Origin of the sequence: Pseudomonas sp. B21-040 (genome assembly GCF_024748695.1) — a bacterium.
Taxonomy (GTDB): domain Bacteria; phylum Pseudomonadota; class Gammaproteobacteria; order Pseudomonadales; family Pseudomonadaceae; genus Aquipseudomonas.
This window is the reverse complement of record NZ_CP087176.1, coordinates 4,941,193-4,967,216: the sequence shown is the minus strand read 5'-3', so window position 1 is coordinate 4,967,216 and position 26,024 is coordinate 4,941,193. Positions and strand designations below refer to the sequence as shown.

At 60.2% G+C, this 26,024-nt stretch carries 24 protein-coding genes; 19 read left to right on the top strand and 5 right to left on the bottom strand.

Annotated features, from left to right (window positions below; all coding sequences use genetic code 11):
* Window positions 1-6: 6 nt before the first annotated feature.
* Both LOY55_RS22735 and LOY55_RS22730 read right to left on the bottom strand, forming a co-directional pair.
* Window positions 7-414, bottom strand: a complete 408-nt coding sequence (locus LOY55_RS22735; RefSeq protein WP_258666852.1) for a PA2817 family protein — start codon at window positions 412-414, stop codon at window positions 7-9.
* Between the two features lie 83 nt (window positions 415-497).
* Window positions 498-2,945, bottom strand: a complete 2,448-nt coding sequence (locus tag LOY55_RS22730) for an acyl-CoA dehydrogenase (protein WP_258666850.1) — start codon at window positions 2,943-2,945, stop codon at window positions 498-500.
* A 248-nt stretch (window positions 2,946-3,193) separates the two neighbouring features.
* Here LOY55_RS22730 and LOY55_RS22725 point away from each other — a divergent pair, with 248 nt between their 5' ends.
* The 4 genes from LOY55_RS22725 (at window position 3,194) to LOY55_RS22710 (ending at window position 6,360) form a co-directional block, all read left to right on the top strand.
* Complete coding sequence (locus tag LOY55_RS22725) at window positions 3,194-3,853, top strand: transglutaminase family protein (RefSeq protein WP_109785199.1); 660 nt, start codon at window positions 3,194-3,196, stop codon at window positions 3,851-3,853.
* 43 nt (window positions 3,854-3,896) lie between these two features.
* Window positions 3,897-4,520: a glutathione S-transferase family protein gene (locus tag LOY55_RS22720; protein WP_046031663.1), complete on the top strand. Its 624-nt coding sequence runs from the start codon at window positions 3,897-3,899 to the stop codon at window positions 4,518-4,520.
* Between the two features lie 131 nt (window positions 4,521-4,651).
* On the top strand, window positions 4,652-5,584 hold the full coding sequence (locus LOY55_RS22715) for an ABC transporter ATP-binding protein (RefSeq protein WP_046031664.1): 933 nt from the start codon (window positions 4,652-4,654) through the stop codon (window positions 5,582-5,584).
* On the top strand, window positions 5,581-6,360 hold the full coding sequence (locus LOY55_RS22710) for an ABC transporter permease (RefSeq protein ID WP_223522253.1): 780 nt from the start codon (window positions 5,581-5,583) through the stop codon (window positions 6,358-6,360). The genes LOY55_RS22715 and LOY55_RS22710 overlap by 4 nt, the downstream gene beginning before the upstream one ends.
* A gap of 72 nt (window positions 6,361-6,432) precedes the next feature.
* Here LOY55_RS22710 and LOY55_RS22705 read toward each other — a convergent pair whose 3' ends face one another.
* Window positions 6,433-6,948: a DUF2062 domain-containing protein gene (locus tag LOY55_RS22705; RefSeq protein WP_046031666.1), complete on the bottom strand. Its 516-nt coding sequence runs from the start codon at window positions 6,946-6,948 to the stop codon at window positions 6,433-6,435.
* A gap of 135 nt (window positions 6,949-7,083) precedes the next feature.
* Between LOY55_RS22705 and LOY55_RS22700 the strand changes: the two genes are divergently transcribed.
* From LOY55_RS22700 to LOY55_RS22645, 12 genes are all read left to right on the top strand, one after another.
* Window positions 7,084-9,318, top strand: coding sequence for a DNA internalization-related competence protein ComEC/Rec2 (locus tag LOY55_RS22700; protein ID WP_258666846.1), 2,235 nt, complete (start codon window positions 7,084-7,086; stop codon window positions 9,316-9,318).
* Window positions 9,319-9,416: 98 nt separating this feature from the next.
* Window positions 9,417-10,052, top strand: a complete 636-nt coding sequence (locus LOY55_RS22695; protein ID WP_046031667.1) for a MotA/TolQ/ExbB proton channel family protein — start codon at window positions 9,417-9,419, stop codon at window positions 10,050-10,052.
* Window positions 10,049-10,477, top strand: a complete 429-nt coding sequence (locus LOY55_RS22690) for a biopolymer transporter ExbD (protein ID WP_077431504.1) — start codon at window positions 10,049-10,051, stop codon at window positions 10,475-10,477. Before LOY55_RS22695 ends, LOY55_RS22690 begins: the two co-directional genes overlap by 4 nt.
* Window positions 10,477-11,487, top strand: a complete 1,011-nt coding sequence (gene lpxK, locus LOY55_RS22685) for a tetraacyldisaccharide 4'-kinase (RefSeq protein ID WP_258666844.1) — start codon at window positions 10,477-10,479, stop codon at window positions 11,485-11,487. The genes LOY55_RS22690 and lpxK overlap by 1 nt, the downstream gene beginning before the upstream one ends.
* 25 nt (window positions 11,488-11,512) lie before the next feature.
* Window positions 11,513-11,698, top strand: a complete 186-nt coding sequence (locus LOY55_RS22680) for a Trm112 family protein (RefSeq protein ID WP_007945752.1) — start codon at window positions 11,513-11,515, stop codon at window positions 11,696-11,698.
* Window positions 11,695-12,459: a 3-deoxy-manno-octulosonate cytidylyltransferase gene (kdsB, locus tag LOY55_RS22675; protein ID WP_077431507.1), complete on the top strand. Its 765-nt coding sequence runs from the start codon at window positions 11,695-11,697 to the stop codon at window positions 12,457-12,459. The genes LOY55_RS22680 and kdsB overlap by 4 nt, the downstream gene beginning before the upstream one ends.
* On the top strand, window positions 12,459-12,923 hold the full coding sequence (locus LOY55_RS22670; protein WP_027924028.1) for a low molecular weight protein-tyrosine-phosphatase: 465 nt from the start codon (window positions 12,459-12,461) through the stop codon (window positions 12,921-12,923). Before kdsB ends, LOY55_RS22670 begins: the two co-directional genes overlap by 1 nt.
* The gene (gene murB / locus LOY55_RS22665; protein WP_258666838.1) at window positions 12,920-13,939 is read left to right on the top strand and encodes a UDP-N-acetylmuramate dehydrogenase; all 1,020 of its coding nucleotides are present in this window, start codon (window positions 12,920-12,922) and stop codon (window positions 13,937-13,939) included. Before LOY55_RS22670 ends, murB begins: the two co-directional genes overlap by 4 nt.
* Before the next feature lie 238 nt (window positions 13,940-14,177).
* Window positions 14,178-14,651 (top strand): (2Fe-2S)-binding protein, encoded by a 474-nt coding sequence (locus LOY55_RS22660; RefSeq protein WP_046031673.1) that lies wholly within the window; start codon window positions 14,178-14,180, stop codon window positions 14,649-14,651.
* Complete coding sequence (locus LOY55_RS22655; RefSeq protein ID WP_258666835.1) at window positions 14,648-16,975, top strand: xanthine dehydrogenase family protein molybdopterin-binding subunit; 2,328 nt, start codon at window positions 14,648-14,650, stop codon at window positions 16,973-16,975. The genes LOY55_RS22660 and LOY55_RS22655 overlap by 4 nt, the downstream gene beginning before the upstream one ends.
* Window positions 16,975-17,958 carry an XdhC family protein gene (locus LOY55_RS22650; RefSeq protein ID WP_109785205.1) on the top strand — a complete coding sequence of 328 codons (984 nt, stop codon included), beginning with the start codon at window positions 16,975-16,977 and terminating at the stop codon, window positions 17,956-17,958. The genes LOY55_RS22655 and LOY55_RS22650 overlap by 1 nt, the downstream gene beginning before the upstream one ends.
* Window positions 17,955-18,551 (top strand): NTP transferase domain-containing protein, encoded by a 597-nt coding sequence (locus LOY55_RS22645; RefSeq protein ID WP_109785206.1) that lies wholly within the window; start codon window positions 17,955-17,957, stop codon window positions 18,549-18,551. Before LOY55_RS22650 ends, LOY55_RS22645 begins: the two co-directional genes overlap by 4 nt.
* A gap of 80 nt (window positions 18,552-18,631) precedes the next feature.
* On the opposite strand, the gene rne is transcribed toward LOY55_RS22645, so the two are convergent.
* A complete protein-coding gene (gene rne / locus LOY55_RS22640; protein WP_258666832.1) occupies window positions 18,632-21,841 on the bottom strand; it encodes a ribonuclease E in 3,210 nt (1,069 codons plus the stop codon).
* A gap of 700 nt (window positions 21,842-22,541) precedes the next feature.
* Here rne and rluC point away from each other — a divergent pair.
* From rluC to sppA, 3 genes are read left to right on the top strand one after another with little or no spacing between them, the layout of a single operon-like run.
* Window positions 22,542-23,504 (top strand): 23S rRNA pseudouridine(955/2504/2580) synthase RluC, encoded by a 963-nt coding sequence (gene rluC, locus LOY55_RS22635; protein WP_046031678.1) that lies wholly within the window; start codon window positions 22,542-22,544, stop codon window positions 23,502-23,504.
* The gene (locus LOY55_RS22630) at window positions 23,491-24,153 is read left to right on the top strand and encodes an HAD-IA family hydrolase (RefSeq protein WP_109785208.1); all 663 of its coding nucleotides are present in this window, start codon (window positions 23,491-23,493) and stop codon (window positions 24,151-24,153) included. The genes rluC and LOY55_RS22630 overlap by 14 nt, the downstream gene beginning before the upstream one ends.
* Window positions 24,154-24,177: 24 nt before the next feature.
* Window positions 24,178-25,167, top strand: coding sequence for a signal peptide peptidase SppA (gene sppA / locus LOY55_RS22625; RefSeq protein ID WP_258666828.1), 990 nt, complete (start codon window positions 24,178-24,180; stop codon window positions 25,165-25,167).
* Window positions 25,168-25,371: 204 nt separating this feature from the next.
* Here sppA and LOY55_RS22620 read toward each other — a convergent pair whose 3' ends face one another.
* The gene (locus tag LOY55_RS22620; protein WP_046031681.1) at window positions 25,372-25,950 is read right to left on the bottom strand and encodes a nucleoside triphosphate pyrophosphatase; all 579 of its coding nucleotides are present in this window, start codon (window positions 25,948-25,950) and stop codon (window positions 25,372-25,374) included.
* Window positions 25,951-26,024 lie beyond the last annotated feature (74 nt).

Here is a 26,024-nt window from a genome sequence, read left to right as displayed (position 1 = left end):
CCGGGATCAGTGCTTGCTGTCGTCGTTCGACATCGACAGCAGCTGTTTTTCCTGATTCCAGTCGAACGGCTCGTCGTTTTGTTCCGCTTCGAAGCGGCGCTCTTCCAGCGCCTGATACATATCGATTTCATCATCGGGCATGTAATGCAGGCAGTCACCGGCGAAGTACCACAGCAGGTCGCGCGGGACCAGGTGGGCAATTTGCGGGTAGCGGGTAATGACCTGGCAGAGAATGTCCTGGCCCAGGTATTGGCTTTCGATCGGGTCGACCGGCAGCAACGCACGCAACTCGTCGAAGCGCTCCAGGAACAAGGCATGGCTTTCTTCGGGAACCTGCTCGGCCTCACCCACGGCGACCAGGATGCTGCGCAAGTGGTCAAGCAAGACGAGATGATCGGCAACGACGTTGGACACGAGATAAGTCCTCAAGAGCAAAACGGGCGCGGGAGTATAAAGCGCCTGCGCCCTTTTTGCATGGACCGACATGTTCGGCTGGATCAGCGGACCTTTCCTTGAGCCAGTGCCAGCTCCTCTTTGTCGAAATCATCGACATCAATCACCTTGCGTCGGGCCGTTTCGGCGATACGCAGAGTCTGCGCTTCCATTGCCTGCAAGACACCGGCCTCCAGCGCGGCATCGATGATGTGTTCCCCGGCGGCCGGTTTGACCTGGCCACTTTTGAGGGCCACGTGCAGCTTTTTCTGCAGCGGCTGCGCGGCGTTGAGCAAATTGCAGGCATGTTGCAATGCGCCGACGGCATCATCGGCCGATTGCGGACGGTAGCAACCGCCCAGCAACTCTTCCAGGGTCGGGTCGCCCTTGGCGCGGCCAATCACGGCGGCCACGTCGGCCCCGAGCTTGTCCGATGGGCCTTTGTGTCGACGACCGAACGGAAACACGATCACCCGTAACAGGCAACCCAACACCCTGTTCGGGAAATTGGTCAGCAGTTCATCCAGCGCACGCTCCGACTGACCCAGGCTTTCCTCCATGGCCCAAGTGAACAACGGCGCCATGTGTTCCGGTGAGTCGAGATCGTGGTAACGCTTGAGGGCGGCAGAGGCGAGGTACAAGTTGCTGAGTACATCCCCCAGTCGTGCTGACAGACGCTCGCGACGTTTCAGTTCGCCGCCCAGCAGCATCATGCTCAGGTCCGCCAGCAGGGCAAACGCCGCAGCCTGACGATTAAGGGCGCGGAAGTAACCCTGGCTGAGCTTGTTGCCCGGCGTGTGTTCGAAATGCCCGAACCCCAGGTTCAGCACCAGTGTGCTGGCGGCGTTACTCATGGCAAAACCGATGTGCTTGAGCAGCAGGCCATCGAACTCGGTGAGCGCCTGATCCTTGTCCTCACGACCGGCGAGGGCCATTTCCTTGAGCACGAACGGATGGCAACGAATCGCCCCCTGGCCGAAGATCATCAGGTTGCGCGAGAGAATGTTCGCGCCTTCGACGGTGATGAAAATCGGCGCGCCATTCCAGCTGCGACCGAGGTAATTGTTCGGCCCCATGATGATGGCTTTGCCGCCATGAACATCCATCGCATGGCTGATGCACTCGCGGCCACGTTCGGTGAGGTGGTACTTGAGAATTGCCGACAGCACCGACGGTTTCTCGCCCAGATCCACCGCGTTGGCGGTCAGCATGCGCGCCGCGTCCATCATCCAGGCGTTGCCGCCGATGCGCGCCATGGCTTCCTGAATCCCTTCGAACGCCGACAGTGGAACGTTGAATTGTTCGCGAACCTGAGCGTATTGACCGGTCACCAGGCTGGTGAATTTGGCGGCGCCGGTGCCAACGGCAGGCAATGAAATCGAACGCCCGACCGACAGGCAATTCATCAGCATCATCCAGCCTTTGCCAAGCATGTCCTGGCCGCCGATGAGGAAGTCGAGCGGCACGAACACGTCCTTGCCAGCGTTCGGGCCGTTCATGAACGCGGCCCCCAGCGGCAGGTGACGGCGGCCGATTTCAACACCGGCGGTGTCTGTCGGAATCAGGGCCAGGCTGATGCCAAGGTCTTCCTTGTCGCCCAGTAAATGGTCCGGGTCATAAGCCTTGAAGGCGAGGCCGAGCAGGGTCGCCACCGGGCCGAGGGTGATGTAACGCTTTTCCCAGTTCAGGCGCAGGCCCAGGGTTTCCTTGCCTTCCCATTCACCTTTGCAGATGACCCCGGTGTCGGGCATTGCCCCGGCGTCGGAACCGGCCAGTGGGCCGGTCAATGCGAAGCAGGGAATGTCGTCACCACGGGCCAGGCGAGGCAGGTAATGGTTGCGCTGTTCATCGGTGCCGTAATGCAGCAGTAGCTCGGCGGGGCCGAGGGAATTGGGGACCATCACGGTGGACGCAAGGTCGCCGCTGCGGGTCGCCAGTTTCATGGCGACCTGTGAGTGGGCATAGGCGGAGAAGCCCTTGCCGCCGTATTCCTTGGGAATGATCAGCGCGAAGAAGCCGTTGTCCTTGATATGCGTCCAGGCTTCGGCGGGCAGGTCCATGTCTTGCCCGATCTGCCAGTCGGTGACCATGGCGCACAGTTCTTCGGTCGGGCCATCAATGAATGCCTGTTCCTCTTCGCTCAGTTGGGCTTTGGGATAGGACAGCAGTTTGTTCCAGTCGGGGCGACCGCTGAACAGCTCACCGTCCCACCACACTGTGCCGGCATCGATGGCGTCGCGTTCGGTTTGCGACATCGGCGGCAGGGTCTTCTGGAACCAGTTGAACAGCGGCGCGCTGAAGAACTTGCGACGCAGGTCGGGCAGCAGCAACGGCGCTGCAACGGCGGCGATCAACACCCAGAGCAACAGCAGCAGCCAACCGGGCGCGCGGCTGAAAGCGCCCATGGCCACCACATAGACGGCAACGATGCAGAGAGCGGGCAGGGGGGCGATGCGACGATGGGCTAACCAGGCGATCCCGACAACCAGAACCAGTATCCACAACAGCAGCATATTTAATCCTCCGTGAACCAGGGTAAAACCAACCTTCAGAGCTTAGACGGCATCCGCCAAACAGGGTGGTCAGAGCGATGTGATTGAATTCGTGGGAAACCTTGGGTGAGTTTTGTAGGTTCGGTTGGCAACACGCTCGGGAAATGGTTCGTTTCCTACGCGACAATGCGCCCAAGTTTGGCCGAAACGTCGTTATCTCTGTGCTGAAGCTGTCGCTAGACTCGAGGCTTCCCCTGGAGATTATTCTCATGCACGAGTACCTGAGCCCCGGCCGCTTCATCGATAGTGACCACCCCTCGGTGGTGGAGTTCGCCGAAATACATCGCGGCAGCCGTCGAGATCCGATCGAGCAGGCGATCAACCTTTATTACGCCGTGCGTGAGGCCGTGCGCTACAACCCCTACACGTTCAGCCGCGATCCGCAGACGTTGTGCGGCAGTTATGCGCTGGCAACGGGGGAAAGCTATTGCGTGCCCAAAGCCACGCTACTGGCGGGCGCTGCCCGGCATTGCGGGATCCCGGCACGCATTGGTCTGGCAGACGTTCGCAATCACCTGTCGACGCCACGCTTGCTCGAATTGCTCAAGAGCGATGTATTCGCGATGCATGGCTACACGGAGTTGTATTTGAATGACCGCTGGGTCAAGGCGACACCGGCGTTCAATCAAAAACTCTGTGAACTGTTCAATGTCGCACCGCTGGAATTCGACGGGATTAACGACAGCGTCTTTCATCCGTTCAATCGCGATGGCGCGCAGTTGATGGAGTACCTGGTTGATCACGGCCAGTTCGCCGATGTGCCGGAAACGTTCTTTTTCGAGCACCTGGAAAAGTGCTATCCGCACCTGTTCAGCGACAAGCTACCCACGTTGCTGGGTGATATGCAGAGCGATTTGAGTCGCGCCTGATCCGGCGTATGCTGCCTGCCCACTTATCGAAAAAGAGGCGGTCATGCTGAAGATCTGGGGTCGGAAAAACTCGTCGAATGTCAGAAAGCCTTTGTGGGCCGCCGAAGAGCTGGGGCTGGCCTACGAGGCCATCGATGCGGGCGGTGCTTTTGGTGTGGTCGATACGCCGCAGTACCGTGCAATGAACCCCAATGGTCGCGTACCGGTGATCGAAGACGACGGTTTTGTGTTGTGGGAATCCAACGCCATCGTGCGTTACTTGATGGCCCGCCATGCCAACAGCACGTCTTGGTATCCAGCGAACCTGCAAGCCCGCGCCACGGCTGACAAGTGGATGGACTGGACCACTTCAAGTTTTGCCGGCCCCTTCCGCACCGTATTCTGGGGCGTGTTGCGCACGCCGGCCGACAAGCAGGACTGGCCGGCCATCAAGGCTGCGATCAAGGAGTGCGACGAGTTGCTGTCGATGGCCAATCAAGCGTTGTCGACCCAATCCTACCTGTCCGGCGATGAGATCGGCATGGGCGACATCCCCCTCGGCAGTTTTATTTATGCCTGGTTCGAGATGCCAATCGAGCGCGCGTCGCAGCCGCACCTTGAAGCCTGGTATGCCCGGTTGAAACAACGTCCTGCCTATCAAAAAGCAGTCATGACCGCGTTGACTTAATACTCACTATCGACACACTTGACTGTACTTGTGTGGCGGCGACAAGCACCATTGCGCCCATGTGCCGCGGTTGTACCTGTCGCCGCCAGCCGTCTTTTATTCCTTTTTTCCTTCTTGGTGCGTAATCCGATATGAGTTCCGCTCTGTCCATCCGGCAGCTAACCAAAACCTACGGCAACGGTTTCCAGGCCCTGAGTGGTATCGATCTGGACGTTGCCGAAGGTGACTTTTTCGCCTTGCTCGGCCCGAACGGCGCCGGCAAATCCACGACCATCGGCATTCTCTCGACCCTGGTGAACAAGACCAGCGGAACGGTGAATATCTTCGGCCACGACCTGGACAAGAATCCTGCGCAGCTCAAACGCTCCATCGGCGTGGTGCCCCAGGAATTCAACTTCAACCAGTTCGAAAAGACCTTCGATATCGTGGTGACCCAGGCCGGTTACTACGGCATTCCGGCGAAAGTCGCCAAGGAACGCGCCGAGCAATACCTGACCCAACTGGGGCTGTGGGATAAGCGCGATACGCCGTCACGCTCGCTGTCCGGTGGCATGAAGCGTCGATTGATGATTGCGCGCGCGCTGGTTCACGAACCGCGTTTGCTGATCCTCGACGAACCGACGGCAGGTGTGGACATCGAGCTGCGTCGTTCGATGTGGACCTTTCTCACCGAGCTGAACAAGAAAGGCATCACCATCATCCTCACCACGCACTATCTGGAAGAGGCTGAGCAGTTGTGCCGCAACATCGGCATCATCGACCACGGCACCATCGTCGAGAACACCAGCATGAAACAGTTGCTCAGCCAGCTGCATGTGGAGACGTTCCTGCTCGACATCAAAAACACCCTGAACAGTGCGCCGCAGTTGCTCGGCTACCCGACCCGGCTGCTTGACGGCCACACGCTGGAAGTCCAGGTCGACAAGGCCATGGGCATCACCGCGCTGTTTACCCAGTTGGCGCAGCAGAACATCGAAGTGCTGAGCCTGCGTAACAAAACCAATCGCCTAGAGGAGTTGTTCGTGTCCCTGGTGGAGAAAAATCTGTCGAAGGTGGCGGTATGAGTTCCGAGCTGCAGCCCAACCTCGTTGCCCTCAATACCATCGTTTACCGTGAGGTCCGGCGCTTTACCCGGATCTGGCCGCAGACATTGCTGCCGCCGGCCATCACCATGGTTTTGTACTTCGTGATCTTCGGCAACCTGATCGGTCGCCAGATCGGTGACATGGGCGGCTTCACCTACATGGAGTACATCGTGCCGGGGCTGATCATGATGTCGGTGATCACCAACGCCTATGGCAACGTGGTGTCGAGTTTCTTTGGCAGCAAGTTCCAGCGCTCCATCGAGGAATTGATGGTGTCGCCAGTGTCACCGCATACGATTCTGATCGGCTACACCCTGGGCGGCGTGCTGCGCGGGTTGATGGTCGGGATCATCGTGACGTTGCTGTCGCTGTTCTTTACGCATTTGCAGGTGCATCACCTGGGCGTGACTATTCTGGTGGTGGTGCTGACGGCGACGATCTTCTCGCTGCTGGGCTTCATCAACGCTGTGTTTGCACGCAATTTCGATGACATCTCGATCATTCCGACATTCGTACTGACACCGCTGACCTACCTGGGCGGGGTGTTCTACTCGATTTCCCTGTTGCCACCGTTCTGGCAGACCGTGTCCCTGGCGAACCCGGTGCTGCACATGGTCAACGCCTTCCGTTATGGCATCCTCGGTGTGTCGGACATCAAGATCAGCATCGCCATCACCTTCATGCTGGTGGCGACTGTCGTGTTGTACATCGGTTGCGCACGTTTGCTGGTCAGCGGTCGCGGGATGCGTACCTGATTCAGGATCGCCAAGACGCTTACCCAGACACCGCATAAAAAACGGCCTCCACATTGGAGGCCGTTTTGCATTCTACAGCCGGCTTTTCTTGCGCCGTTTCCACTGCCGCGCCACCCACCAGCGCCAGTACAGCATGGTCAGGCAGTAGGCGAGGGCGCCCAGCACCAGTCCGGTGACGACCGAGCCCAGCAAAAATGGTTGCCACAGTGTCGAGAGTTCGCTGCTGACCCATTCCCAGGTCAATGCATCTGGCAACTGCCGAGCGGGCACATCCAGCAGCCAGGCACCGGTCTGGTAAGTGCAATAAAACACCGCTGGCATGGTGATCGGGTTGGTCAGCCAGACCAGGCTCACCGCAATCGGTATGTTGCCCCGCACCATGATGGAAAGAACGGCCGCCAGCAGCATTTGAAACGGGATCGGCAGAAACGCCGCGAACAGGCCGACCGCCATCGCCCGGGCCACAGAGTGGCGGTTGAGGTGCCAGAGGTTGGGGTCATGCAGCAAGGTGCCGAGAAAGCGTAAGGACTTGTGTTCCCTGATGCTGGTCGGGTCTGGCATGTAACGTTTGAATAAGCGCCGGGGCATAAGGCTTCTCGGTCGGTTAAGGCGGCAAGTATGTCTGGATTCTACGAAGCGCCCATTCAGACTTTGTGACAATTAATAACGGCGCCTGTGCGGTTAGCCGGCTATGCCTAGGGAGGAACTCTCAAGGATGAGCGTATGCGCACAGGGATGATAGCGCTGGCGTTGGGTTTGCTGGCCCTGAGGTTTTTGCCGGAACTACCGCCGGTTGGGTTATGGGGGTTGCTGCCGTTAGTCGGTTTGATGGTGTTGCCGTTTCGCTCGTATCCATTGGCGTTTTTCCTGTTCGGCTTCAGTTGGGCGTGCGCGAACGCGCAGTGGGCGCTGGATGATCGGCTGCCACACACACTCGATGGCGAGACGCGCTGGGTCGAAGGGCGGGTAACGGGCCTGCCGCAACAGGCAGACGGCGTGGTGCGTTTCGAGCTGACGGACAGCCAGTCACGCCGAACCAAACTGCCCCGACACCTGCGTCTGGCCTGGTATGGCGGGCCGCCCGTCAATAGCGGCGAACGGTGGCGGCTGGCGGTCAAATTGAAGCGTCCTGCCGGGCTGCTCAATCCGCATGCGTTCGATTATGACGCCTGGCTGCTGGCTCAACGCATCGGTGCAACCGGCACGGTCAAGGACGGCGAATTGGTCGCCGAAGCCCGATGGGCCTGGCGCGACGGCATCCGCCGGCGTTTGCAAGCCGTAGATGCCCAAGGCCGAACCGGGGCGTTGACGGCGCTGGTGCTGGGCGATGGCGCCGGGCTGAGCCGTGAGGAATGGCAAGTGCTGCAAGACACCGGCACCGTGCATCTGCTGGTGATTTCTGGGCAGCACATCGGCTTGCTGGCGGGATTGGTCTATCTGCTGATCGCAGGGTTGACGCGTTTGGGGCTGTGGCCAGGGCGTTTACCCTGGCTGCCATGGGCGTGCGGGCTGGCGTTCTCGGCAGCGCTGGCTTATGGGTTACTGGCCGGTTTCGACGTACCGGTGCAACGCGCGTGCGTGATGATCGGGCTGGTGCTGTTATGGCGGCTGCGTTTTCGTCACCTCGGTGCGTGGTGGCCGCTGTTGCTGGCGTTGAATGGCGTTTTGCTGGTGGATCCGCTGGCCAGTCTGCAACCAGGCTTCTGGCTATCTTTTGCAGCAGTGGCGGTGTTGATCTTCACCTTTGGCGGGCGGTTGGGCCCCTGGCGATGGTGGCAAACCTGGACTCGGGCCCAGTGGCTGATTGCAATCGGTTTGTGCCCGTTGTTGTTGGTGCTGGGCTTGCCGATCAGCATCAGCGGGCCTGTGGCCAATTTGCTGGCGGTGCCCTGGATCAGTCTGCTGGTGTTGCCACCAGCCTTGCTCGGCACATTGTTATTACCCGTCCCTTATGTGGGCGAAGGGTTGCTGTGGCTGGCGGGCGGGTTGATCGACTGGCTGTTCAGGGCACTGGCATTAATGGCCGGGCAACTGCCTGCGTGGTTACCGGCGGCGGTACCGCTGTGGAGTTGGGCGCTCGGCACATTGGGGGCCTTTCTACTCTTGATGCCGCGAGGCGTTGCGCTACGCCCTTTGGGCTGGCCGCTGCTGTTGATGCTGGTGTTTCCACCTCGACCGTTGTTGCCTGAAGACCGGGCCGATGTCTGGCAACTGGACGTCGGCCAAGGATTGGCCATCCTGGTGCGTACTCGCTATCACACGCTGCTGTATGACACCGGGCCTCGTTTCGGCGATTTCGACCTCGGTGAGCGGGTGGTCCTGCCTTCGTTGCGCAAACTGGGGGTGAAGGGGCTCGACCTGATGCTGATCAGCCACGCCGATGCCGATCACGCTGGTGGTGCGCGAGCAGTGGCCAATGGTTTGCCGGTCAGTCGGGTACTCAGTGGCGATCCCGAGGGGCTGCCTGCCGAACTGCACGCCGAGGGCTGTGAAAGTGGTCGGCAATGGACCTGGGACGGCGTGCACTTCGAACTGTGGCAATGGACGTCAGCCCATGACCGCAATCAGAAATCCTGCGTATTGCAAATAGAAGCCAGCGGCGAGCGACTGTTGCTGACCGGTGATATCGACACCGCTGCCGAGCGGGCGTTGCTTGAAAGTCCTCTCGCACAAAACACCGATTGGTTGCAGTCACCTCATCATGGCAGCCGCAGTTCCTCGTCGATGGCGCTGTTGAGCGCGCTGCAACCCAAGGCCGTGCTGATTTCCCGTGGGCAAGGCAATTCCTTTGGCCATCCGCACCCCACCGTGGTGGCGCGCTATAAAAAGCTCGGCATGATGATCTACGACAGCGCCGAGCACGGCGCCATTCATCTGCAATTGGGCCGTTTCAAACCGCCGTGGACGATGCGTCTGGATCGGCGTTTCTGGCGCGATCCGCCACCGCTCAACAAATAGCCGAGAGTTATTAAAGCCCGACCGGATGCGACATCACGGTCTTCGGTGCGCTCGGCCCCTATGTTAGAGTGGCGCACTTTTTCGAGGGGACTGTCACTGTGTGGGAATTGGTCAAATCCGGCGGTTGGATGATGCTGCCGATCATTCTGAGTTCCATCGCGGCCATGGCGATCGTCGCCGAGCGTCTCTGGACCCTGCGAGCCAGCCGTGTGACCCCGGAGCATCTGCTCGGGCAGGTCTGGGTGTGGATCAAGGACAAGCAACTCAATAAAGAAAAACTCAAGGAACTGCGCGCCAACTCACCGTTGGGCGAGATCCTGGCGGCGGGCCTTGCGAACTCCAAGCATGGTCGCGAGATCATGAAAGAGTGCATTGAAGAAGCCGCCGCGCGGGTCATTCACGAACTCGAACGCTACATCAATGCCTTGGGCACCATCGCCGCCATGGCCCCGTTACTCGGATTGCTGGGGACGGTGCTGGGCATGATCGATATCTTCAGCTCGTTCATGGGCACGGGCATGACCACCAACGCCGCAGTGCTGGCCGGCGGTATTTCCAAAGCCTTGATCACCACGGCTTCGGGCCTGATCGTCGGCATCCCGTCGGTATTCTTTCACCGGTTCTTGCAACGGCGCATCGATGAACTGGTGGTGGGGATGGAGCAGGAAGCCATCAAGCTGGTTGAAGTGGTGCAGGGCGACCGTGACGTTGATCTGGCTGAGGGCAAAGCGTGAAATTCCGCCGCAAGCAACGGGAGAACGTGGACATCAATCTCGTGTCGCTGATCGACGTGGTGTTTGTCTTGCTACTGTTTTTCGTTGTGACCACCACCTTTACCCGAGAAACCCAGTTGCGCGTCGAACTGCCGGAAGCGGTCAGCGGCTCGCCGGCCGAAGATCAGCAAGTCAAGCAACTGGACATCACCATCAATGCCGAAGGCGTGATCTCGGTGAACAATCATGTGTTGCCCAAGAGTGATCTGGTGACCTTGATGGAAGCGCTGCAAAAAGAATCCAACGGTGACACCAATTTGCCGCTGTCCATCAGCGCTGACGGCAAGACCCAACATCAATCCGTCATCACCGCCATGGACGCCGCCGGGAAACTCGGTTTCAGTCACTTGCGCATGACCACCGTCGAGGCGGCGCCCGCGCCCTGATGGCCATGTCTGATCGCTTGCTCGCCGCGTGGTACGAAGGTCATCCGGCCCTGAAGCTGTTGCAGCCACTGGAGTGGTTGTACCGGTGGGTGGTCATGAACAAGCGCAAGCGGTTTCTGGCGGGTGAGGGCGAGATCTATCAGCCGCCCGTGCCGCTGATTGTGGTCGGCAATATCACGGTGGGCGGCACCGGCAAGACGCCGCTGATTCTGTGGATGATCCAGCATTGCCAGCGCAGCGGCTTGCGGGTCGGCGTGGTCAGTCGCGGTTACGGTGCCAAACCGCCGCAGCTACCCTGGCGAGTCGAAGCCGATCAAAGCGCCGATGTGTCGGGCGATGAACCGCTGTTGATCGTCCAGCGCACCGGCGTGCCCTTGATGATCGACCCGGACCGCAGCAGCGCCATCAAAGCACTGCTCGCGAGCGAGCCGTTGGACCTGATCCTGTCCGATGACGGCATGCAACATTACCGGATGGCCCGTGACCTGGAACTGGTATTGATCGACGCCGCACGAGGTCTGGGCAATCAGCGTTGCCTGCCCGCCGGGCCGTTGCGTGAACCGGTCGAGCGCCTGCAAAGCGTCGACGCGGTGCTGTACAACGGCGCTAGCGATGATCGCGACAACGGTTTTGCCTTCCAGCTCCAACCCACCGCCTTTATCAATCTGCAAAGCGGTGAGCGGCGCCCCCTCGACCACTTTCCCGCAGGCCAGGCGGTGCACGCAGTGGCCGGGATCGGCAATCCGCAGCGTTTCTTCAAAACCCTCGAAACGCTACACTGCAAGCCAGTTCCGCATGCTTTTGCCGACCACGCCGAGTACAGCGTGCAGGCCTTGAATTTCACACCGTCATTGCCGTTGGTGATGACTGAAAAGGACGCGGTGAAGTGCCGTGCCTTTGCCGCCGCCGATTGGTGGTACCTGGCGGTCGATGCTGTGCCATCGCCGGCCTTCGTGGCCTGGTTCGATACGCAGCTGATGCGCCTGTTGCCGGATCGTCTTTTGCCTTAAAACCGTTTTTATCCAGGGAATGCTCATGGACACCAAATTGCTCGATATCCTCGCTTGCCCGGTCTGCAAAGGCCCACTCAAGCTCAGCGCCGACAAGACCGAGCTGATCAGCAAGGGCGCCGGTCTGGCATACCCGATTCGCGACGGCATTCCGGTGATGCTCGAAACTGAAGCGCGCACCCTGACCACCGACGAGCGTCTGGATAAATGACCACAGCCTTTACCGTTGTCATTCCATCGCGTTTTGCCTCCACCCGCTTGCCGGGTAAGCCGCTGCTGCTGATCGCCGGCAAGCCGATGATCCAGCATGTCTGGGAACAGGCCAGCAAAAGCAGCGCACAGCGTGTGGTGGTTGCCACCGACGATGCGCGCATTGTCGAGGCGTGCAACGGGTTCGGTGCTGAAGTGGTGCTGACCCGCGAAGACCACAATTCGGGCACCGACCGTCTGGCCGAGGTCGCAGCAAAACTCGGCTTGGCGCCCGACGCCATCGTGGTCAACGTCCAGGGTGACGAACCGCTGATCCCGCCGAGCGTGATCGATCAGGTCGCCGCCAACCTCGCTGCTCACACCGAAGCTCGCATGGCCACCCTGGCCGAGCCGATCGAAGACGTGGAAACACTGTTCAACCCCAATGTGGTCAAGGTCGTCAGCGACCTTAATGGCCTGGCGCTGACCTTCAGTCGCTCGACCTTGCCGTGGGCCCGGGACGCGTTCGCCAAGAGCCGCGAGCAATTGCCGGAAGGCGTGCCATACCGTCGCCACATCGGCATTTATGCCTATCGCGCCGGTTTCCTGCAGGACTTCGTCAGCTGGGGCCCATGCTGGCTGGAAAACACCGAGTCGCTGGAACAACTGCGAGCCTTGTGGCACGGCGTGCGGATTCACGTCGCCGACGCGCTGATCGCGCCGCCAACCGGTGTCGACACCGTTGAAGACCTTGAGCGCGTTCGTCGCCTGCTGGAGGCCTGATGCGCGTTTTGTTCGTGTGCCTGGGCAACATCTGCCGTTCTCCAACGGCCGAAGGCGTGCTGCGGCACAAACTGCGCGAAGCGGGGCTGGCCGATCAGATTGAAGTCGCCTCCGCCGGCACCGGTGACTGGCATGTCGGCAAGGCGCCGGACAAACGCAGCCAGGCCGCGGCCAAGTTGCGCGGTTACGACTTGTCCGCCCAGCGCGCCCAGCAAGTCACCCGTGCCGATTTCGCCACTTACGACCTGATTCTGGCGATGGACAACAGCAACCTGCGCCACCTCAAGGCGCTGCAACCGGCCAAGGGCAAAGCCGAGCTGGATTTGTTCCTGCGTCGCTACCAGTCGGAACTCGATGAGGTCCCGGACCCGTACTACGACGGTGACCAGGGCTTCGAACAGGTGCTGGACCTGATCGAGCGCGCCAGTGATTTGCTGGTGATCGAATTGAAGGGACGGCTATGAGTTTGCAGGTTCAATCGCAGGTTTCGCTCAAGCCGTTCAACAGCTTCGGTGTCGACGTTCAGGCTCGTCTGTTTGCCGAAGCCCACAGCGATGCTGACGTGCGCGAAGCCCTGGCGTATGCGGCGGCGCATGATGTGCCGCTGCTGGTCATCGGTGGCGGCAGCAACTTGCTGCTGACAGCGGATATCCAGTCGCTGGTGCTGCGCATGGCCACGCGCGGGATTCGCATCCTCAGCGATGACGGCAGCAAAGTCGTGATCGAAGCCGAGGCCGGCGAGCCTTGGCATCCGTTCGTGCAGCACACGCTGGCGCAAGGGTTGTCGGGCCTGGAAAACCTCAGCCTGATTCCCGGTACCGTCGGTGCGGCGCCGATGCAAAACATTGGCGCGTACGGGGTCGAAATCAAGGACGTGTTCTCCGGCCTGACCGCGCTGGATCGCCAGACTGGCGAGCTGCGGGATTTCACTCTCGAAGAATGCAATTTCGCTTATCGCGACAGCTTGTTCAAACAGCAGCCGGGGCGTTGGTTGATCCTGCGGGTGCGTTTTGCGCTGGACCGCGCCGCGCACCTGCATCTGGAATACGGCCCAGTGCGCCAGCGCCTGACCGAGCAAGGCATCGAGCAACCGACGGCAACGGATGTCAGCCTGGCCATTTGCAGCATCCGCAATGAAAAGCTCCCGGACCCGGCCTTGCTGGGCAATGCGGGCAGTTTCTTCAAAAACCCGTTGGTGCCCGCGGCACTGGTCGCACAGCTCAAGGGCGAATACCCGGACCTGGTCGCCTACGCACAACCGGACGGTCAAATGAAGCTGGCTGCAGGCTGGTTGATCGAACGGGCAGGGTGGAAAGGCTTCCGCGATGCCGACGCTGGCGTGCACAAGTTGCAGGCGTTGGTGCTGGTCAATTACGGCAGCGCGACGGGCCTGCAATTGCTCAGCCTGGCGCAGCGTATCCAGAAAGACATATCGGAACGTTTCCATGTCGACCTGGAAATGGAGCCCAATCAGTACTGAGGCTACGCTTTCAAGACTGATCTCAAAGCCCTGTACGCCTTCAACCGTACAGGGCTTTTTTGTTAATGCTGGGTTAACTTAGCCACCTAACGATGCAAACACTTGCTCCACTAAAGGCCCGGTGCAGACGTTCCCGTCGCACAAGAGAGCCTCAGCTTGAGTCGATCTGCGTGTTACGAACCAAGACCCAACGGCAGATTGCTCGACCCCATACCTCAAGAACTATGCGGGCGTGCCCATGAATACCCTGATTCTCAACGGACAACCTTACAAAATGGATGTGGCGGACGAGATGCCGTTGCTCTGGGCTATCCGCGATGTTGCGGGCGGCCATCCTGGCACGAAATTCGGCTGCGGCATGGGCCTGTGCGGCGCCTGTACGATTCATATCAACGGTCAACCCGCACGGGCTTGCATCACGACCGTCGGTTCCGCATTCGGGCAAAACGTCACGACCATCGACGAATTGCACAACGACCCGATAGGCAAGATTGTCCAGCAAGCCTGGCTCGACACCGCAGTGGCCCAGTGCGGTTTCTGCCAGGGCGGGCAGATCATGTCCGCGACGGCACTGCTCAAGACCAATCCCGATCCCACCGACGCGCAAATCGAAGAGGCAATGGTCGGCAACATTTGCCGCTGCGGCACTTACAACCGCATCAAGACTGCCATCCGTCAGGCTTCCATACACTTGAAGGAGGCCAAGGCATGAGCCAGTTACCGAATGATTTTGCCCTGAGTAATCTCAGTAATTTGAGTCGCCGGGGTTTTCTCAAGGGTGTGGGCGCCACCAGCGCATTGGTGCTGGTTGCGAGTTGGGGTTGGCAAGACGCTTTGGCCGAGGAGCCGAAGCAGTTTGGCGCCGAGGGCATGCCGCACGGTTGGGTCGATGATCCGAAGGTGTACATCAGCATTGCTGCCGATGGGATGGTAACGGTGGTCTGCAACCGTTCAGAAATGGGCCAGGGCGTGCGCACCAGCCTGACGATGGTGGTGGCCGATGAACTCGACGCCGACTGGTCGATGATGAAGGTGCAGCAGGCGCCGGGCGACGAAGTACGTTTCGGCAATCAGGACACCGACGGTTCCCGCAGCATGCGTCACTGGTTTGAACCGATGCGCCGTTGCGGTGCCGCCGCGCGAACCATGCTGGAACAAGCCGCTGCCGCGCAGTGGAAAGTGCCGGTCGCCGAGTGCCGAGCGCAATTGCATAAAGTGATTCACCAGCCGACCGGACGTGAGCTGGGCTATGGCGCCCTGGCCGCAGCGGCGGGTGCGCTGGCCGTGCCGGCCCGTGACAGTCTGCGGCTCAAGCAGCCGTCAGAGTTTCGCTACATCGGCAAGGAAGGAATCAAGGCCATCGATGGCGCCGACATCGTCAATGGCCGCGCCATTTACGGTGCCGACGTGCATTTTGACGGCATGCTCTACGCCACCATTGCGCGTCCGGCGGTGTACGGCGGCAAGGTCAAATCCGTTGATTCCAGCGCCGCGCTGCAAGTTCCGGGCGTGATCAAAGTCCTGCAGATCGAAGGCCGCCCGCTGCCGTCCGAGTTTCAACCCTTGGGCGGTGTGGCCGTGGTGGCCAGCAACACATGGGCCGCGATCAAAGGGCGTGATGCGCTGAAGATCGAGTGGGACGACGGTCCGAACGCCAGTTATGACTCCATTGCCTATCGCAAGGAACTGGAAGCGGCGTCCCTCAAGCCCGGCAAAGTGGTACGCAATACCGGCAACATCGAAGAGGCTTTGAGCAGTGCCGACAGTACTTTCGACGCGTCTTACTACTTGCCGCATCTGGCTCAGGCACCCATGGAGCCGATGGTCGCCATTGCCCGCTTCAAGGACGGTGTCTGCCAAGCCTGGGGGCCGAGTCAGGCGCCGCAGGTGACCCGCACCAGGATCGGCGAACGCCTGGGCATTCCCTTCGATAACGTGACGTTCAACGTGACCTTGCTGGGTGGCGGTTTTGGTCGCAAATCCAAACCTGACTTCATCATTGAAGCCGCCATCCTCGCTAAAGAGTTTCCCGGCAAGGCTGTGCGGGTGCAATGGACCCGTGAAGACGACATCCACTGTTCCTATTACCACACTGTGTCGGTCGAGTACCTCAAAGCCAGTCTGAACAAGGACGGCCTGCCATCCGCCTGGCTGCACCGCACCGTGGCCCCGAGCATCACCGCGCTGTTTGCACCAGGCATGAACCACGAGGCGGCGTTCGAGCTGGGCATGGGGTTCACCAACATGGCCTACGCGATTCCCAACGTGCGCCTGGAAAACCCGGAAGCCACGGTTCATACCCGCGTCGGCTGGTATCGCTCGGTATCGAATATCCCGCACGGCTTTGCGATTCAAAGTTTTGTCGATGAGCTGGCGCACAAGGCCGGGCAGGATCCGCTCAAGTACCAGATCAAGCTGATCGGCCCTGACCGTCAGATCGATCCAAGAACGTTGAGTGACGGGTGGAACTACGGCGAATCCCCCGAGCGTTATCCAATCGACACCGCGCGCCTGCGCACAGTGCTGGAAACCGCAGCCAAAGCCGCCGGTTGGGGCCGTGAAATGCCCAAGGGCCGAGGCCTGGGCCTGGCCGTGCATTACAGCTTTGTCACTTATGTGGCTGCCGCGATCGAGGTCGAAGTCAAAGACGACGGCACGCTGATTGTGCACAAGGCCGACATCGCCGTGGATTGCGGGCCGCAAATCAACCCTGAGCGTATCCGCTCGCAGTTCGAGGGCGCTTGCGTCATGGGCCTGGGCAACGCGGTGCTGGGAGAAATCAGCTTCAAGGACGGCAAGGTCCAGCAGGACAACTTCCACATGTACGAAGTGGCGCGCATGTCCCTGGCGCCCAAGGAAGTTGCCGTTCATTTGGTCACGCCGCCAGGGGTTGTGCCGTTGGGCGGTGTCGGGGAACCAGGTGTGCCGCCGATTGCGCCGGCACTGTGCAATGCAATCTTTGCCGCCACCGGCAAGCGCATCCGCAACCTGCCGGTTCGCTATCAACTGCAAGGTTGGCAGAAGGCTACCACCTGATGGATAGCGTCGATCTGAACGTCCTGCGCAGCGTGCTTGAATGGCGCCGCGCCGGTCAGCGAGTGGTGCTGTACAGCGTGGTCCAGACCTGGGGCACCGCGCCTCGGGCACCGGGTGCCATGTTGGCGTTGCGTGAAGATGGGGTGGTGATTGGCTCGGTGTCGGGCGGTTGTGTCGAGGATGATCTGATTGCCCGTCTGCACGACGGGCGTATCCCGGCCGACGGGCCGCCCGTTCAGTTGATCACTTACGGTGTCACTCGCGAGGAGGCCGCGCGGTTTGGTTTGCCGTGCGGCGGTACGTTGCGCCTGACCGAAGAGCGGGTCGGCGACCCGGCCTGGGTCGCTGAGTTGCTGGCGCGCTGCGAAGCCCATGAAATCGTCGCACGTTCGCTGGATATCGCAACCGGCGAAGTGGCTTTGCAGGCGGCGGACAAGGCCGATGTGCTGAGTTTTGATGGCCATACGCTGCGCGCTATTTATGGCCCGCGTTGGCGCCTGTTGCTGATCGGTGCGGGGCAATTGTCCCGTTACGTCGCCGAAATGGCGCGGCTGCTGGATTTCGAAGTGTTGATCTGCGATCCACGCACCGAATTCGTCTACGGTTGGGAAGAACAGCACGGACGCTTCGTACCGGGCATGCCGGACGAAGCGGTGCTGAACATCCAGACCGACGAGCGCACGGCCATCGTTGCCCTGACTCACGACCCGCGTCTGGATGACATGGCACTGCTCACGGCCCTCGACTCCAAGGCCTTTTATGTCGGCGCACTGGGCTCGCGGGTCAACAGCCTGAAGCGCAGGGAGAACCTCGCTCAGTTGGGCTTGTCGGCGCAATCCATCGAGCGCCTGCACGGGCCGATCGGGTTGCACATTGGCAGCCACAGTCCGGCAGAAATCGCCTTGTCATTGATGGCGGAAATTGTCGCGATCAAGAACGGCGTTGAACTGAAGCAGAAAAAGCCGTTGCGGGAGGCTTTATGAATGAACCCATCGGCGTGATTGTGCTGGCGGCGGGGCAGGGCAGTCGTTTTCGTCAGGTGGCGGGGGCTGAGAAGGACAAGCTGTTGGCCGATTGCACGGGGCGCGACGGTGCTGTTCGCTCGGTGATTGAGCAGGTGTTGGTGAACCTGCCGGCTTCGCTGGATAAGCGCGTGTTGGTGACGACTGCGGATCGTCCGCAAGTGATTCGCATGGCTCAGGCGTATGGCTGCGAGATTGTACTGATCGAAGCGACGGGCATGGGTGACAGCATCGCAGCCGGCGTGGCGGCGTGTGCGCAGTTCAGTGGCTGGCTGATGGTGTTGGGGGATATGCCGTTTATCCTGCCGTCCACGATTGAAGCAGTGCTGGCGGGCGTGACTGACGATGCGATCAGCGTGCCGGTGCTGGAGGGTGAGTTTGGGCATCCGGTGGGATTTGGTCGCATCTTTTGCTCGGCGTTGATGGCGCTGTCGGGAGATCGTGGGGCCAAGCCGTTGTTTGCGCAGGGCAGGGTGATCGAAGTGGCAGTGGATGATCCAGGGGTATTGTGGGATGTGGATGTGCCTGAAGCGCTGATCTACAAGCCGGGATAGATCGCCTGTGGGAACGAGACAACAGACATAAAAAAGCCCCACCTGGATCACCAGGCGGGGCTTTTTAATAACCGAGGATGTTAGACGAGTGGTTTAGGCTCGTGCTCTTTTTCCTGGGCTTGTTCGTGTTGCTCTACTGCTTCCTGAACGGAGCGAGGTGCTTCCTCGATGACCGATTCGGCAGGTGCCGCTTCGACCACTTCAGCAACAACCGGCGCTGGCTCTGCAGCGACAGGCGCTTCAACCGGAGCAGCAGTGGCAGCCAGTTCGGCTTCCCTCTGCAGACGCTCTTCTTCACGCTTGCGACGACGCACTTCACGCGGGTCGTTCGGTGCACGGCCGCTTGGCGTCAGGGCGCTGACTGGGGCCACTTCAACAGCAGGTTCAGCCACTTCGGCAACAACCGGAGCCGGTGCTTCAACCACTGGAGCAGGTTCGGCAGCCACGACTACGGGCTCGGAAACCATCGCTTCAGCTACTTCAGCTTCAGCCACCGGTGCTGGCGCTTCAACAGCAACCGGCTCGGCAACCCAGTTGAACGCGGTTTGTTCTTCACGAACTTCGCGAACAGCTTCGGTCACGGTTTCAGTGACGGTTTCGGCAGCAGGCTCGGCAGCAACCACTGGCTCGGCGACGACAGTCGCTTCAACTACAGATTGGGCTTCTTCACGAACGAACGCTTCACGAACCGGAGCCACTTCGATTTCCGGAGCGGCAGTCGCTTCGACCGGAGTCGTTGCTTCAACCACTGGCGCTTCAACCGGAGCCGTTTCCTGAACAGATGCACTGGCGCGTTCAGCTTGCTCGTGAGCTTGTGCTTCAGCCGGTGCGCTGATCACGGTGCTGGCAACGGCTGCGGTAACAGCCAGGCCGGCGGCCAGATCGGCAGTGGTTGGTGCTTCGTTGCTTTCGCCCGCTTCGTTACCTTCGGATTCTTCCGAACCTTCGATCACGTTGCCGTTGGCATCGCGTTGACGCTCGCGACGGTTGCTGCGACGACGCTGGCCACGGGAGCGGCGGCGTGGACGATCGCCTTCGGCGCCTTCCTGACCGTCTTCCTGCAGTTGCTCTTCGTTGGAGGTCAGCTCTTCTTCAGCAACGGCGGCAGCAGCTTGTTCTGCACGTGGCTGACGTTCTTCACGCGGTGGGCGTGGTGCGCGTTCTTCACGTGGCTGACGAGCCGGACGCTCTTCAGCGGTAGCCGCAGCGGCCGGAGCAGCATCCAGAGGCTCGCGCAGTTCACGAACCGGGCGTTCTTCACGATCGCCACGTGGCTTGCGGTCTTCGCGTGGAGCGCGCGGTGCACGTTCTTCGCGAGGGGCGCGTGGTGCGCGTTCTTCGCGTGGAGCACGTTCTTCACGAGCTACGGCCGGGGTTTCTTCACGGACTTCGCGTGGCTCACGTGGTGCGCGTTCTTCACGCGGTGCACGTTCCTCACGAGGCTTGCGCTCTTCGTCGCGGCGACCATTACGGTTGCGGCTCTGCTGACGACCGTTGCGACGTTCTTCGTTACGGGCCGGGCGCTCGGTGGTCGCTGGTTTTTCAACCACAACCGGAGCAACAGGCTCTTCCTTGGTCGCGAACAGGCTGACCAGTGACTTCACCAGGCCTTTGAACAGGCTTGGTTCTGGCACGGCAGCCGGTGCGGCTACTGGAGCGGCAACGACTTCGGTCGGAACCGGAGCGTTGGCGCGGGCCGGAGCGGTCTTGACTGCCGCTTCCTGGCGAACCAGGGTGCGGGTCGCAGCGGCTGGCTGGACTTCTTCGACTTCGGCAGCGGCAGCAGCGATTTCGTAGCTGGACTGATTGATGCCGGCTTCCGGGCTGTCATCGCGCAGACGCTGAACTTCGAAGTGCGGCGTTTCGAGGTGATCGTTCGGTAGAATGACGATGCGGGCACGGGTGCGCAGTTCGATCTTGGTGATCGAGTTGCGTTTTTCGTTGAGCAGGAACGCTGCAACCGGGATCGGCACTTGTGCGCGAACTTCGGCGGTGCGGTCTTTCAGGGCTTCTTCTTCGATCAGGCGAAGAATGGCCAGCGACAGCGATTCAACGTCACGGATGATGCCGGTGCCGTTGCAACGCGGGCAAACGATGCCGCTGCTTTCGCCCAGCGATGGACGCAGGCGTTGACGGGACATTTCCAGCAGGCCGAAGCGCGAGATGCGACCGACTTGCACGCGAGCACGGTCGGCTTCCAGGCATTCGCGGACTTTCTCTTCCACGGCGCGCTGGTTCTTGGCAGGGGTCATGTCGATGAAGTCGATGACGATCAGGCCGCCGATGTCGCGCAGGCGCAACTGACGGGCGATTTCTTCGGCGGCTTCAAGGTTGGTCTGCAGTGCGGTTTCTTCGATGTCGCTGCCTTTGGTGGCGCGCGCCGAGTTGATGTCGATGGACACCAGGGCTTCGGTCGGATCGATAACGATGGAACCGCCGGAAGGCAGTTCAACGACGCGCTGGAAAGCGGTCTCGATCTGGCTTTCGATCTGGAAACGGTTGAACAGCGGAACGCTGTCTTCGTACAGCTTGATCTTGCTGGCGTACTGCGGCATCACCTGGCGGATGAAGGTCAGGGCTTCGTCCTGGGCTTCAACGCTGTCGATCAGCACTTCGCCGATATCCTGGCGCAGGTAATCGCGGATGGCGCGGATGATCACGTTGCTTTCCTGGTAAATCAGGAACGGCGCGGAGCGATCCAGCGAGGCTTCTTTGATGGCGGTCCAGAGTTGCAGCAGGTAATCGAGGTCCCACTGCATTTCTTCGCTGCTGCGGCCAAGGCCGGCAGTGCGAACGATCAGGCCCATGTCGGCCGGGGCAACCAGGCCGTTCAGGGCTTCACGCAATTCGTTGCGCTCTTCACCTTCAATGCGACGGGAGATACCGCCGGCACGCGGGTTGTTCGGCATCAGAACGAGGTAACGACCGGCCAGGCTGATGAAGGTGGTCAGGGCGGCGCCCTTGTTGCCACGTTCTTCTTTTTCGACCTGAACGATGACTTCCTGGCCTTCGCTCAGGACGTCCTTGATATTGACGCGGCCTTCGGGGGCTTTCTTGAAGTATTCGCGGGAGATTTCTTTGAGGGGCAGGAAGCCGTGGCGCTCGGAGCCGAAATCGACAAAGGCAGCCTCAAGGCTTGGTTCGATGCGAGTAATCCGGCCTTTATAGATGTTGGCCTTCTTCTGCTCGCGTGCACCGGATTCGATGTCCAGGTCGTAGAGGCGTTGGCCATCTACCAGTGCAACACGCAACTCTTCGGGTTGAGTTGCGTTAATCAGCATTCTTTTCATGTAGTACCGTCGGTTTCCGGGCTGCCGGAAACGGCGTTCGGCACACACGACTTCTCACGGTCGGTGTCAGGTGCGTCAGGAGTGGTTGGCCACTCCAGTGTCTAGCGAACCCCGACCAATTGGGTCGGTGTCGCGACGTACGCGTCCTGCTTGCTGTGGCTACTTAAGCACTCAGTCAGGAGGAGGAATCAACCAGCGGCTGTGGACGAGATGAAGCGTCTTGATAAAGCCTATTGCTACACAGTCCAGCGGTTGTGCATCTCCACCCTACACGTATCCCTGATAATTCGGGTGCTGCCGCGCGCAGAATCCGCAGCGGGTTGGCATTTACCGTGAGCTCCGAAGGGGGAGGTCACGCATCATGGCTAATTTAGGCGTTGTTTCCGAAGCGTTCGCTCGGGGTCGTTCGTCGCTGACTGCACTTTGTGAACTGGCCGTGAATATTGGCTCGCAAGGCGAGTGAAAACTCTGCTTTGCGGCTTGATTCAGGCCTCATGTCACCTGCGCTCGTTACAGCTGCAAACTCCACCGTTACGTAGCGAAAGCCCCGTAGGACGGCCTCACGTCCTGGTGAATTGCGTTGGTCAGGGCCGGTTTTTGACCGTTGGTCCGCTGTCCAGGCCGCTTTTGGCGGCGTTCGCGACTATAGCAGCAATGATTAAGTGCTTCAATTCCATAAAAAATTGTTATCATCCGCGCCATGACGACTACAACCCCTCCGACCCCAGCGGTACAGCTGCTGGAGGTCTCGCCGGAATATGCCGGCCAACGTATTGACAACTTCCTTCTCGCTCGGCTCAAAGGCGTGCCCAAGACCTTGATTTACCGCATTTTGCGTAAAGGCGAAGTGCGTGTGAACAAGGGGCGGATCAAGCCCGAATACAAGCTGCAGGCGGGCGATATCGTGCGCGTGCCGCCGGTTCGCGTGCCTGAGCGCGACGAGCCGGTGCCGCTGGCCCAAGGCCTGCTGCAGCGCCTCGAAGCCTCGATTGTCTTCGAAGACAAGGCGCTGATCGTGATCAACAAGCCTTGCGGCATTGCGGTTCATGGCGGCAGCGGCCTGACTTATGGAGTGATCGAAGCCTTTCGTCAGTTGCGTCCCGATTGCAAGGAGCTGGAGCTGGTCCACCGTCTCGACCGTGACACCTCCGGCCTGCTGATGATCGCCAAGAAGCGCAGCATGCTGCGCCATTTGCACACGGCATTGCGCGGCGATGGCGTCGACAAGCGCTACATGGCGCTGGTCCGCGGTAACTGGGCGGCCTCGATCAAGCAGGTTCGTGCGTCGCTGGGCAAGAGCAATCTGCGCTCCGGCGAGCGCATGGTCGAGGTCGACGAGGAGGAGGGGAAGGAGTCGGTGACCGTGTTCAAGGTCCTGCGCCGCTTCGGCGACTTTGCCACCCTGATCGAAGCCAAGCCGATTACCGGCCGGACTCACCAGATCCGCGTCCATACCTTGCACGCCGGGCATTGCATTGCCGGCGACACCAAGTACGGCGATGACGATTTCAGCAAAGAGATCCGTGATTTGGGCGGCAAGCGCCTGTTCCTGCACGCCTACATGCTGACCGTGCCGCTGCCCGATGGTGGCGAGCTGAAGTTGCAGGCGCCAGTGGATGAAATGTGGGCCAAGACCGTGGAGCGATTGAGTGCGCCCCTCTGATTACAAGCTGCTGATCTTCGATTGGGATGGCACATTGGCTGATTCCATCGGTCGGATTGTCGAGGCGATGCATGTCGCTTCCGAACGCTCCGGGTATCCGTTGCGTGACGACTTTGCCGTCAAGGGCATCATCGGTCTCGGTTTGCCGGAAGCGATTCGCACCCTGTATCCCGAGATTGGCGACGCCGAACTGGTAGCGTTTCGTCAGCACTATGCCGATCACTACATCGCTTCGGAGGCGGTGCCTTCGCCGTTGTTCGAGGGGGTCGTCGAGTCGATGGAGGCGTTCCGTGCCGAGGGGTATCATTTGGCTGTGGCGACCGGCAAGGCGCGTCGCGGGCTGGATCGGGTGCTGAAGTCTCACGGGTGGGAGGACTATTTCGACATTACCCGTGCCGCCGACGAAACCGCGAGCAAGCCTCATCCGCTGATGCTTGAGCAGATTCTCGCCCACTGCGAGGTTCGCCCTGAGCAAGCGTTGATGGTCGGCGATTCGTCCTTCGACTTGCAGATGGCGCGCAACGCCGGCATGGATTCGGTTGCAGTCAGCTATGGCGCGCAATCGATCGAGGCGCTGAAAGTGTTCGGGCCGGCGCTGGCCATTGATCGTTTTTCAGAATTGCATGCCTGGCTGAATCAGCGGGCTTAACAGGTTTTTGCTGGGGTAGATGTCATGACCGACGAATGGAAGGCGCCTGACAAGTCGAGTGCGCAGAGCGGTGACGAGAAAAGCTGGAAGCTGCTGGAAAAGACTCTGCTGGCGGGTGTGCAGGAACAACGCAGGTCTCGCCGCTGGGGGATATTCTTCAAGCTGCTGACCTTCGTGTACCTGTTTGTCGCGCTGATCCTGTTTACGCCGCTGATGGACATGGAAAAGAGTGCGACCCGCAGCACCAACTACACGGCATTGATCGATGTGACGGGCATGATCGCCGACAAGGAGCCGGCCAGTGCTGACAATATCGTCGGCAGCCTGCGTGCTGCCTTTGAGGACGAGAAAGTCAAAGGTATCGTGCTGCGCATCAACAGCCCGGGCGGCAGTCCGGTGCAGTCGGGTTATGTGTATGACGAAATCGTCCGCCTGCGTGGCCTGCATCCGGATACCAAGGTGTATGCGGTGATTTCGGATCTGGGGGCTTCCGGTGCTTACTACATCGCCAGTGCGGCGGATCAGATCTACGCCGACAAGGCGAGCCTGGTGGGTTCCATTGGTGTGACGGCGGCCGGCTATGGTTTTGTCGGTACCATGGAGAAGCTGGGTGTCGAACGTCGCACCTATACCTCGGGTGAGCACAAGTCGTTCCTCGATCCGTTCCAGCCGCAGAAGCCTGAGGAAACTCAGTTCTGGCAGGGTGTGCTGGACACCACGCACCAGCAGTTCATCAACAGCGTGAAGAAGGGGCGTGGCGATCGTCTCAAGGACAAAGAGCATCCGGAGTTGTTCTCCGGGCTGGTCTGGAATGGTGAGCAGGCGTTGCCGCTGGGGTTGATCGATGGCCTGGGTAATGCCAGTTCTGTGGCGCGTGATGTGATTGGCGAGAAAGAACTGGTGGACTTCACTGTTCAGGAATCGCCGTTCGATCGCTTCTCGAAGAGGCTCGGTGCCAGCGTTGCGGAGCAATTGGCGATGTGGATGGGGTTTCACGGTCCATCAATGCGCTGATCTCCTTTGGCATTAAAAACCGGCCCAGGTGGCCGGTTTTTTAATACCTGTGCGGTCTCTGTAGCAGCTGGCGAAGCCTGCGTTCGAGTGCGTAGCGCTCGCAAATCCGGATTTCGCGGTTTGCCTGGCAGGTCGCGGCATATGGTTTGGCGAGCGCTGCGCACTCGAACGCAGGCTTCGCCAGCCGCTACACGATTGTGGTGGTCAGGGTATTTGCACGCCTTCGGCCAGCAACATATCGATCAGGCGGATCAGTGGCAGGCCGATCAGGCTGGTAGCGTCAGGGCCTTCTGTGCTTTGAAACAGACTCACCCCCAAGCCTTCCGCCTTGAAGCTGCCAGCGCAGTCGTAGGGCTGCTCGGCGCGCAGGTAGCGTTCGATGCGCGCCTGATCCAGCGTGCGCATGTGCACGGTGAACGGCACGCAATCAACCTGGCATTCGCCTGTCTGGCTGTTGAGCAGCGCCAGGCCGGTCAGGAAGGTCACGCTGGCACCGCTGGCGGCCAGCAATTGCTCGCGGGCCTTTTCGAAGGTGTGGGGTTTGCCGATAATCCGCTCGCCGAGTACCGCGACCTGGTCGGAGCCGATGATTAGGTGAGCGGTATGGCTGCCCATCAGTGCCAGGGCTTTTTCTTTGGCGAGGCGCTTGACCAGTTCAATGGCGGGCTCGCCCGGACGATGGTTTTCGTCGATATCCGGCGAGCTGCAGGTGAATGGCAGCTGCAGGCGGGCCAGTAATTCCCGGCGATACACCGAGCTTGAAGCGAGTAGTAAAGGCAGCATGCGCAACTCCAAAAGTCAGGTCCGGATTCTAGCGGAGGCTTGCAAGTGACGGACAGGGCTGAATTTCCTTTGAC

Coding starts and splice junctions, on each gene's coding strand:
- LOY55_RS22730 (WP_258666850.1), bottom strand. CDS start 2,945: ATGCTGCTGTTGTGGATACTGGTTCTGGTTGTCGGGATCGCCTGGTTA.
- LOY55_RS22725 (WP_109785199.1), top strand. CDS start 3,194: ATGCACGAGTACCTGAGCCCCGGCCGCTTCATCGATAGTGACCACCCC.
- LOY55_RS22720 (WP_046031663.1), top strand. CDS start 3,897: ATGCTGAAGATCTGGGGTCGGAAAAACTCGTCGAATGTCAGAAAGCCT.
- LOY55_RS22715 (WP_046031664.1), top strand. CDS start 4,652: ATGAGTTCCGCTCTGTCCATCCGGCAGCTAACCAAAACCTACGGCAAC.
- LOY55_RS22710 (WP_223522253.1), top strand. CDS start 5,581: ATGAGTTCCGAGCTGCAGCCCAACCTCGTTGCCCTCAATACCATCGTT.
- LOY55_RS22705 (WP_046031666.1), bottom strand. CDS start 6,948: ATGCCCCGGCGCTTATTCAAACGTTACATGCCAGACCCGACCAGCATC.
- LOY55_RS22700 (WP_258666846.1), top strand. CDS start 7,084: ATGCGCACAGGGATGATAGCGCTGGCGTTGGGTTTGCTGGCCCTGAGG.
- lpxK (WP_258666844.1), top strand. CDS start 10,477: ATGGCCATGTCTGATCGCTTGCTCGCCGCGTGGTACGAAGGTCATCCG.
- LOY55_RS22680 (WP_007945752.1), top strand. CDS start 11,513: ATGGACACCAAATTGCTCGATATCCTCGCTTGCCCGGTCTGCAAAGGC.
- kdsB (WP_077431507.1), top strand. CDS start 11,695: ATGACCACAGCCTTTACCGTTGTCATTCCATCGCGTTTTGCCTCCACC.
- LOY55_RS22670 (WP_027924028.1), top strand. CDS start 12,459: ATGCGCGTTTTGTTCGTGTGCCTGGGCAACATCTGCCGTTCTCCAACG.
- murB (WP_258666838.1), top strand. CDS start 12,920: ATGAGTTTGCAGGTTCAATCGCAGGTTTCGCTCAAGCCGTTCAACAGC.
- LOY55_RS22660 (WP_046031673.1), top strand. CDS start 14,178: ATGAATACCCTGATTCTCAACGGACAACCTTACAAAATGGATGTGGCG.
- LOY55_RS22655 (WP_258666835.1), top strand. CDS start 14,648: ATGAGCCAGTTACCGAATGATTTTGCCCTGAGTAATCTCAGTAATTTG.
- LOY55_RS22650 (WP_109785205.1), top strand. CDS start 16,975: ATGGATAGCGTCGATCTGAACGTCCTGCGCAGCGTGCTTGAATGGCGC.
- LOY55_RS22645 (WP_109785206.1), top strand. CDS start 17,955: ATGAATGAACCCATCGGCGTGATTGTGCTGGCGGCGGGGCAGGGCAGT.
- rne (WP_258666832.1), bottom strand. CDS start 21,841: ATGAAAAGAATGCTGATTAACGCAACTCAACCCGAAGAGTTGCGTGTT.
- rluC (WP_046031678.1), top strand. CDS start 22,542: ATGACGACTACAACCCCTCCGACCCCAGCGGTACAGCTGCTGGAGGTC.
- sppA (WP_258666828.1), top strand. CDS start 24,178: ATGACCGACGAATGGAAGGCGCCTGACAAGTCGAGTGCGCAGAGCGGT.
- LOY55_RS22620 (WP_046031681.1), bottom strand. CDS start 25,950: ATGCTGCCTTTACTACTCGCTTCAAGCTCGGTGTATCGCCGGGAATTA.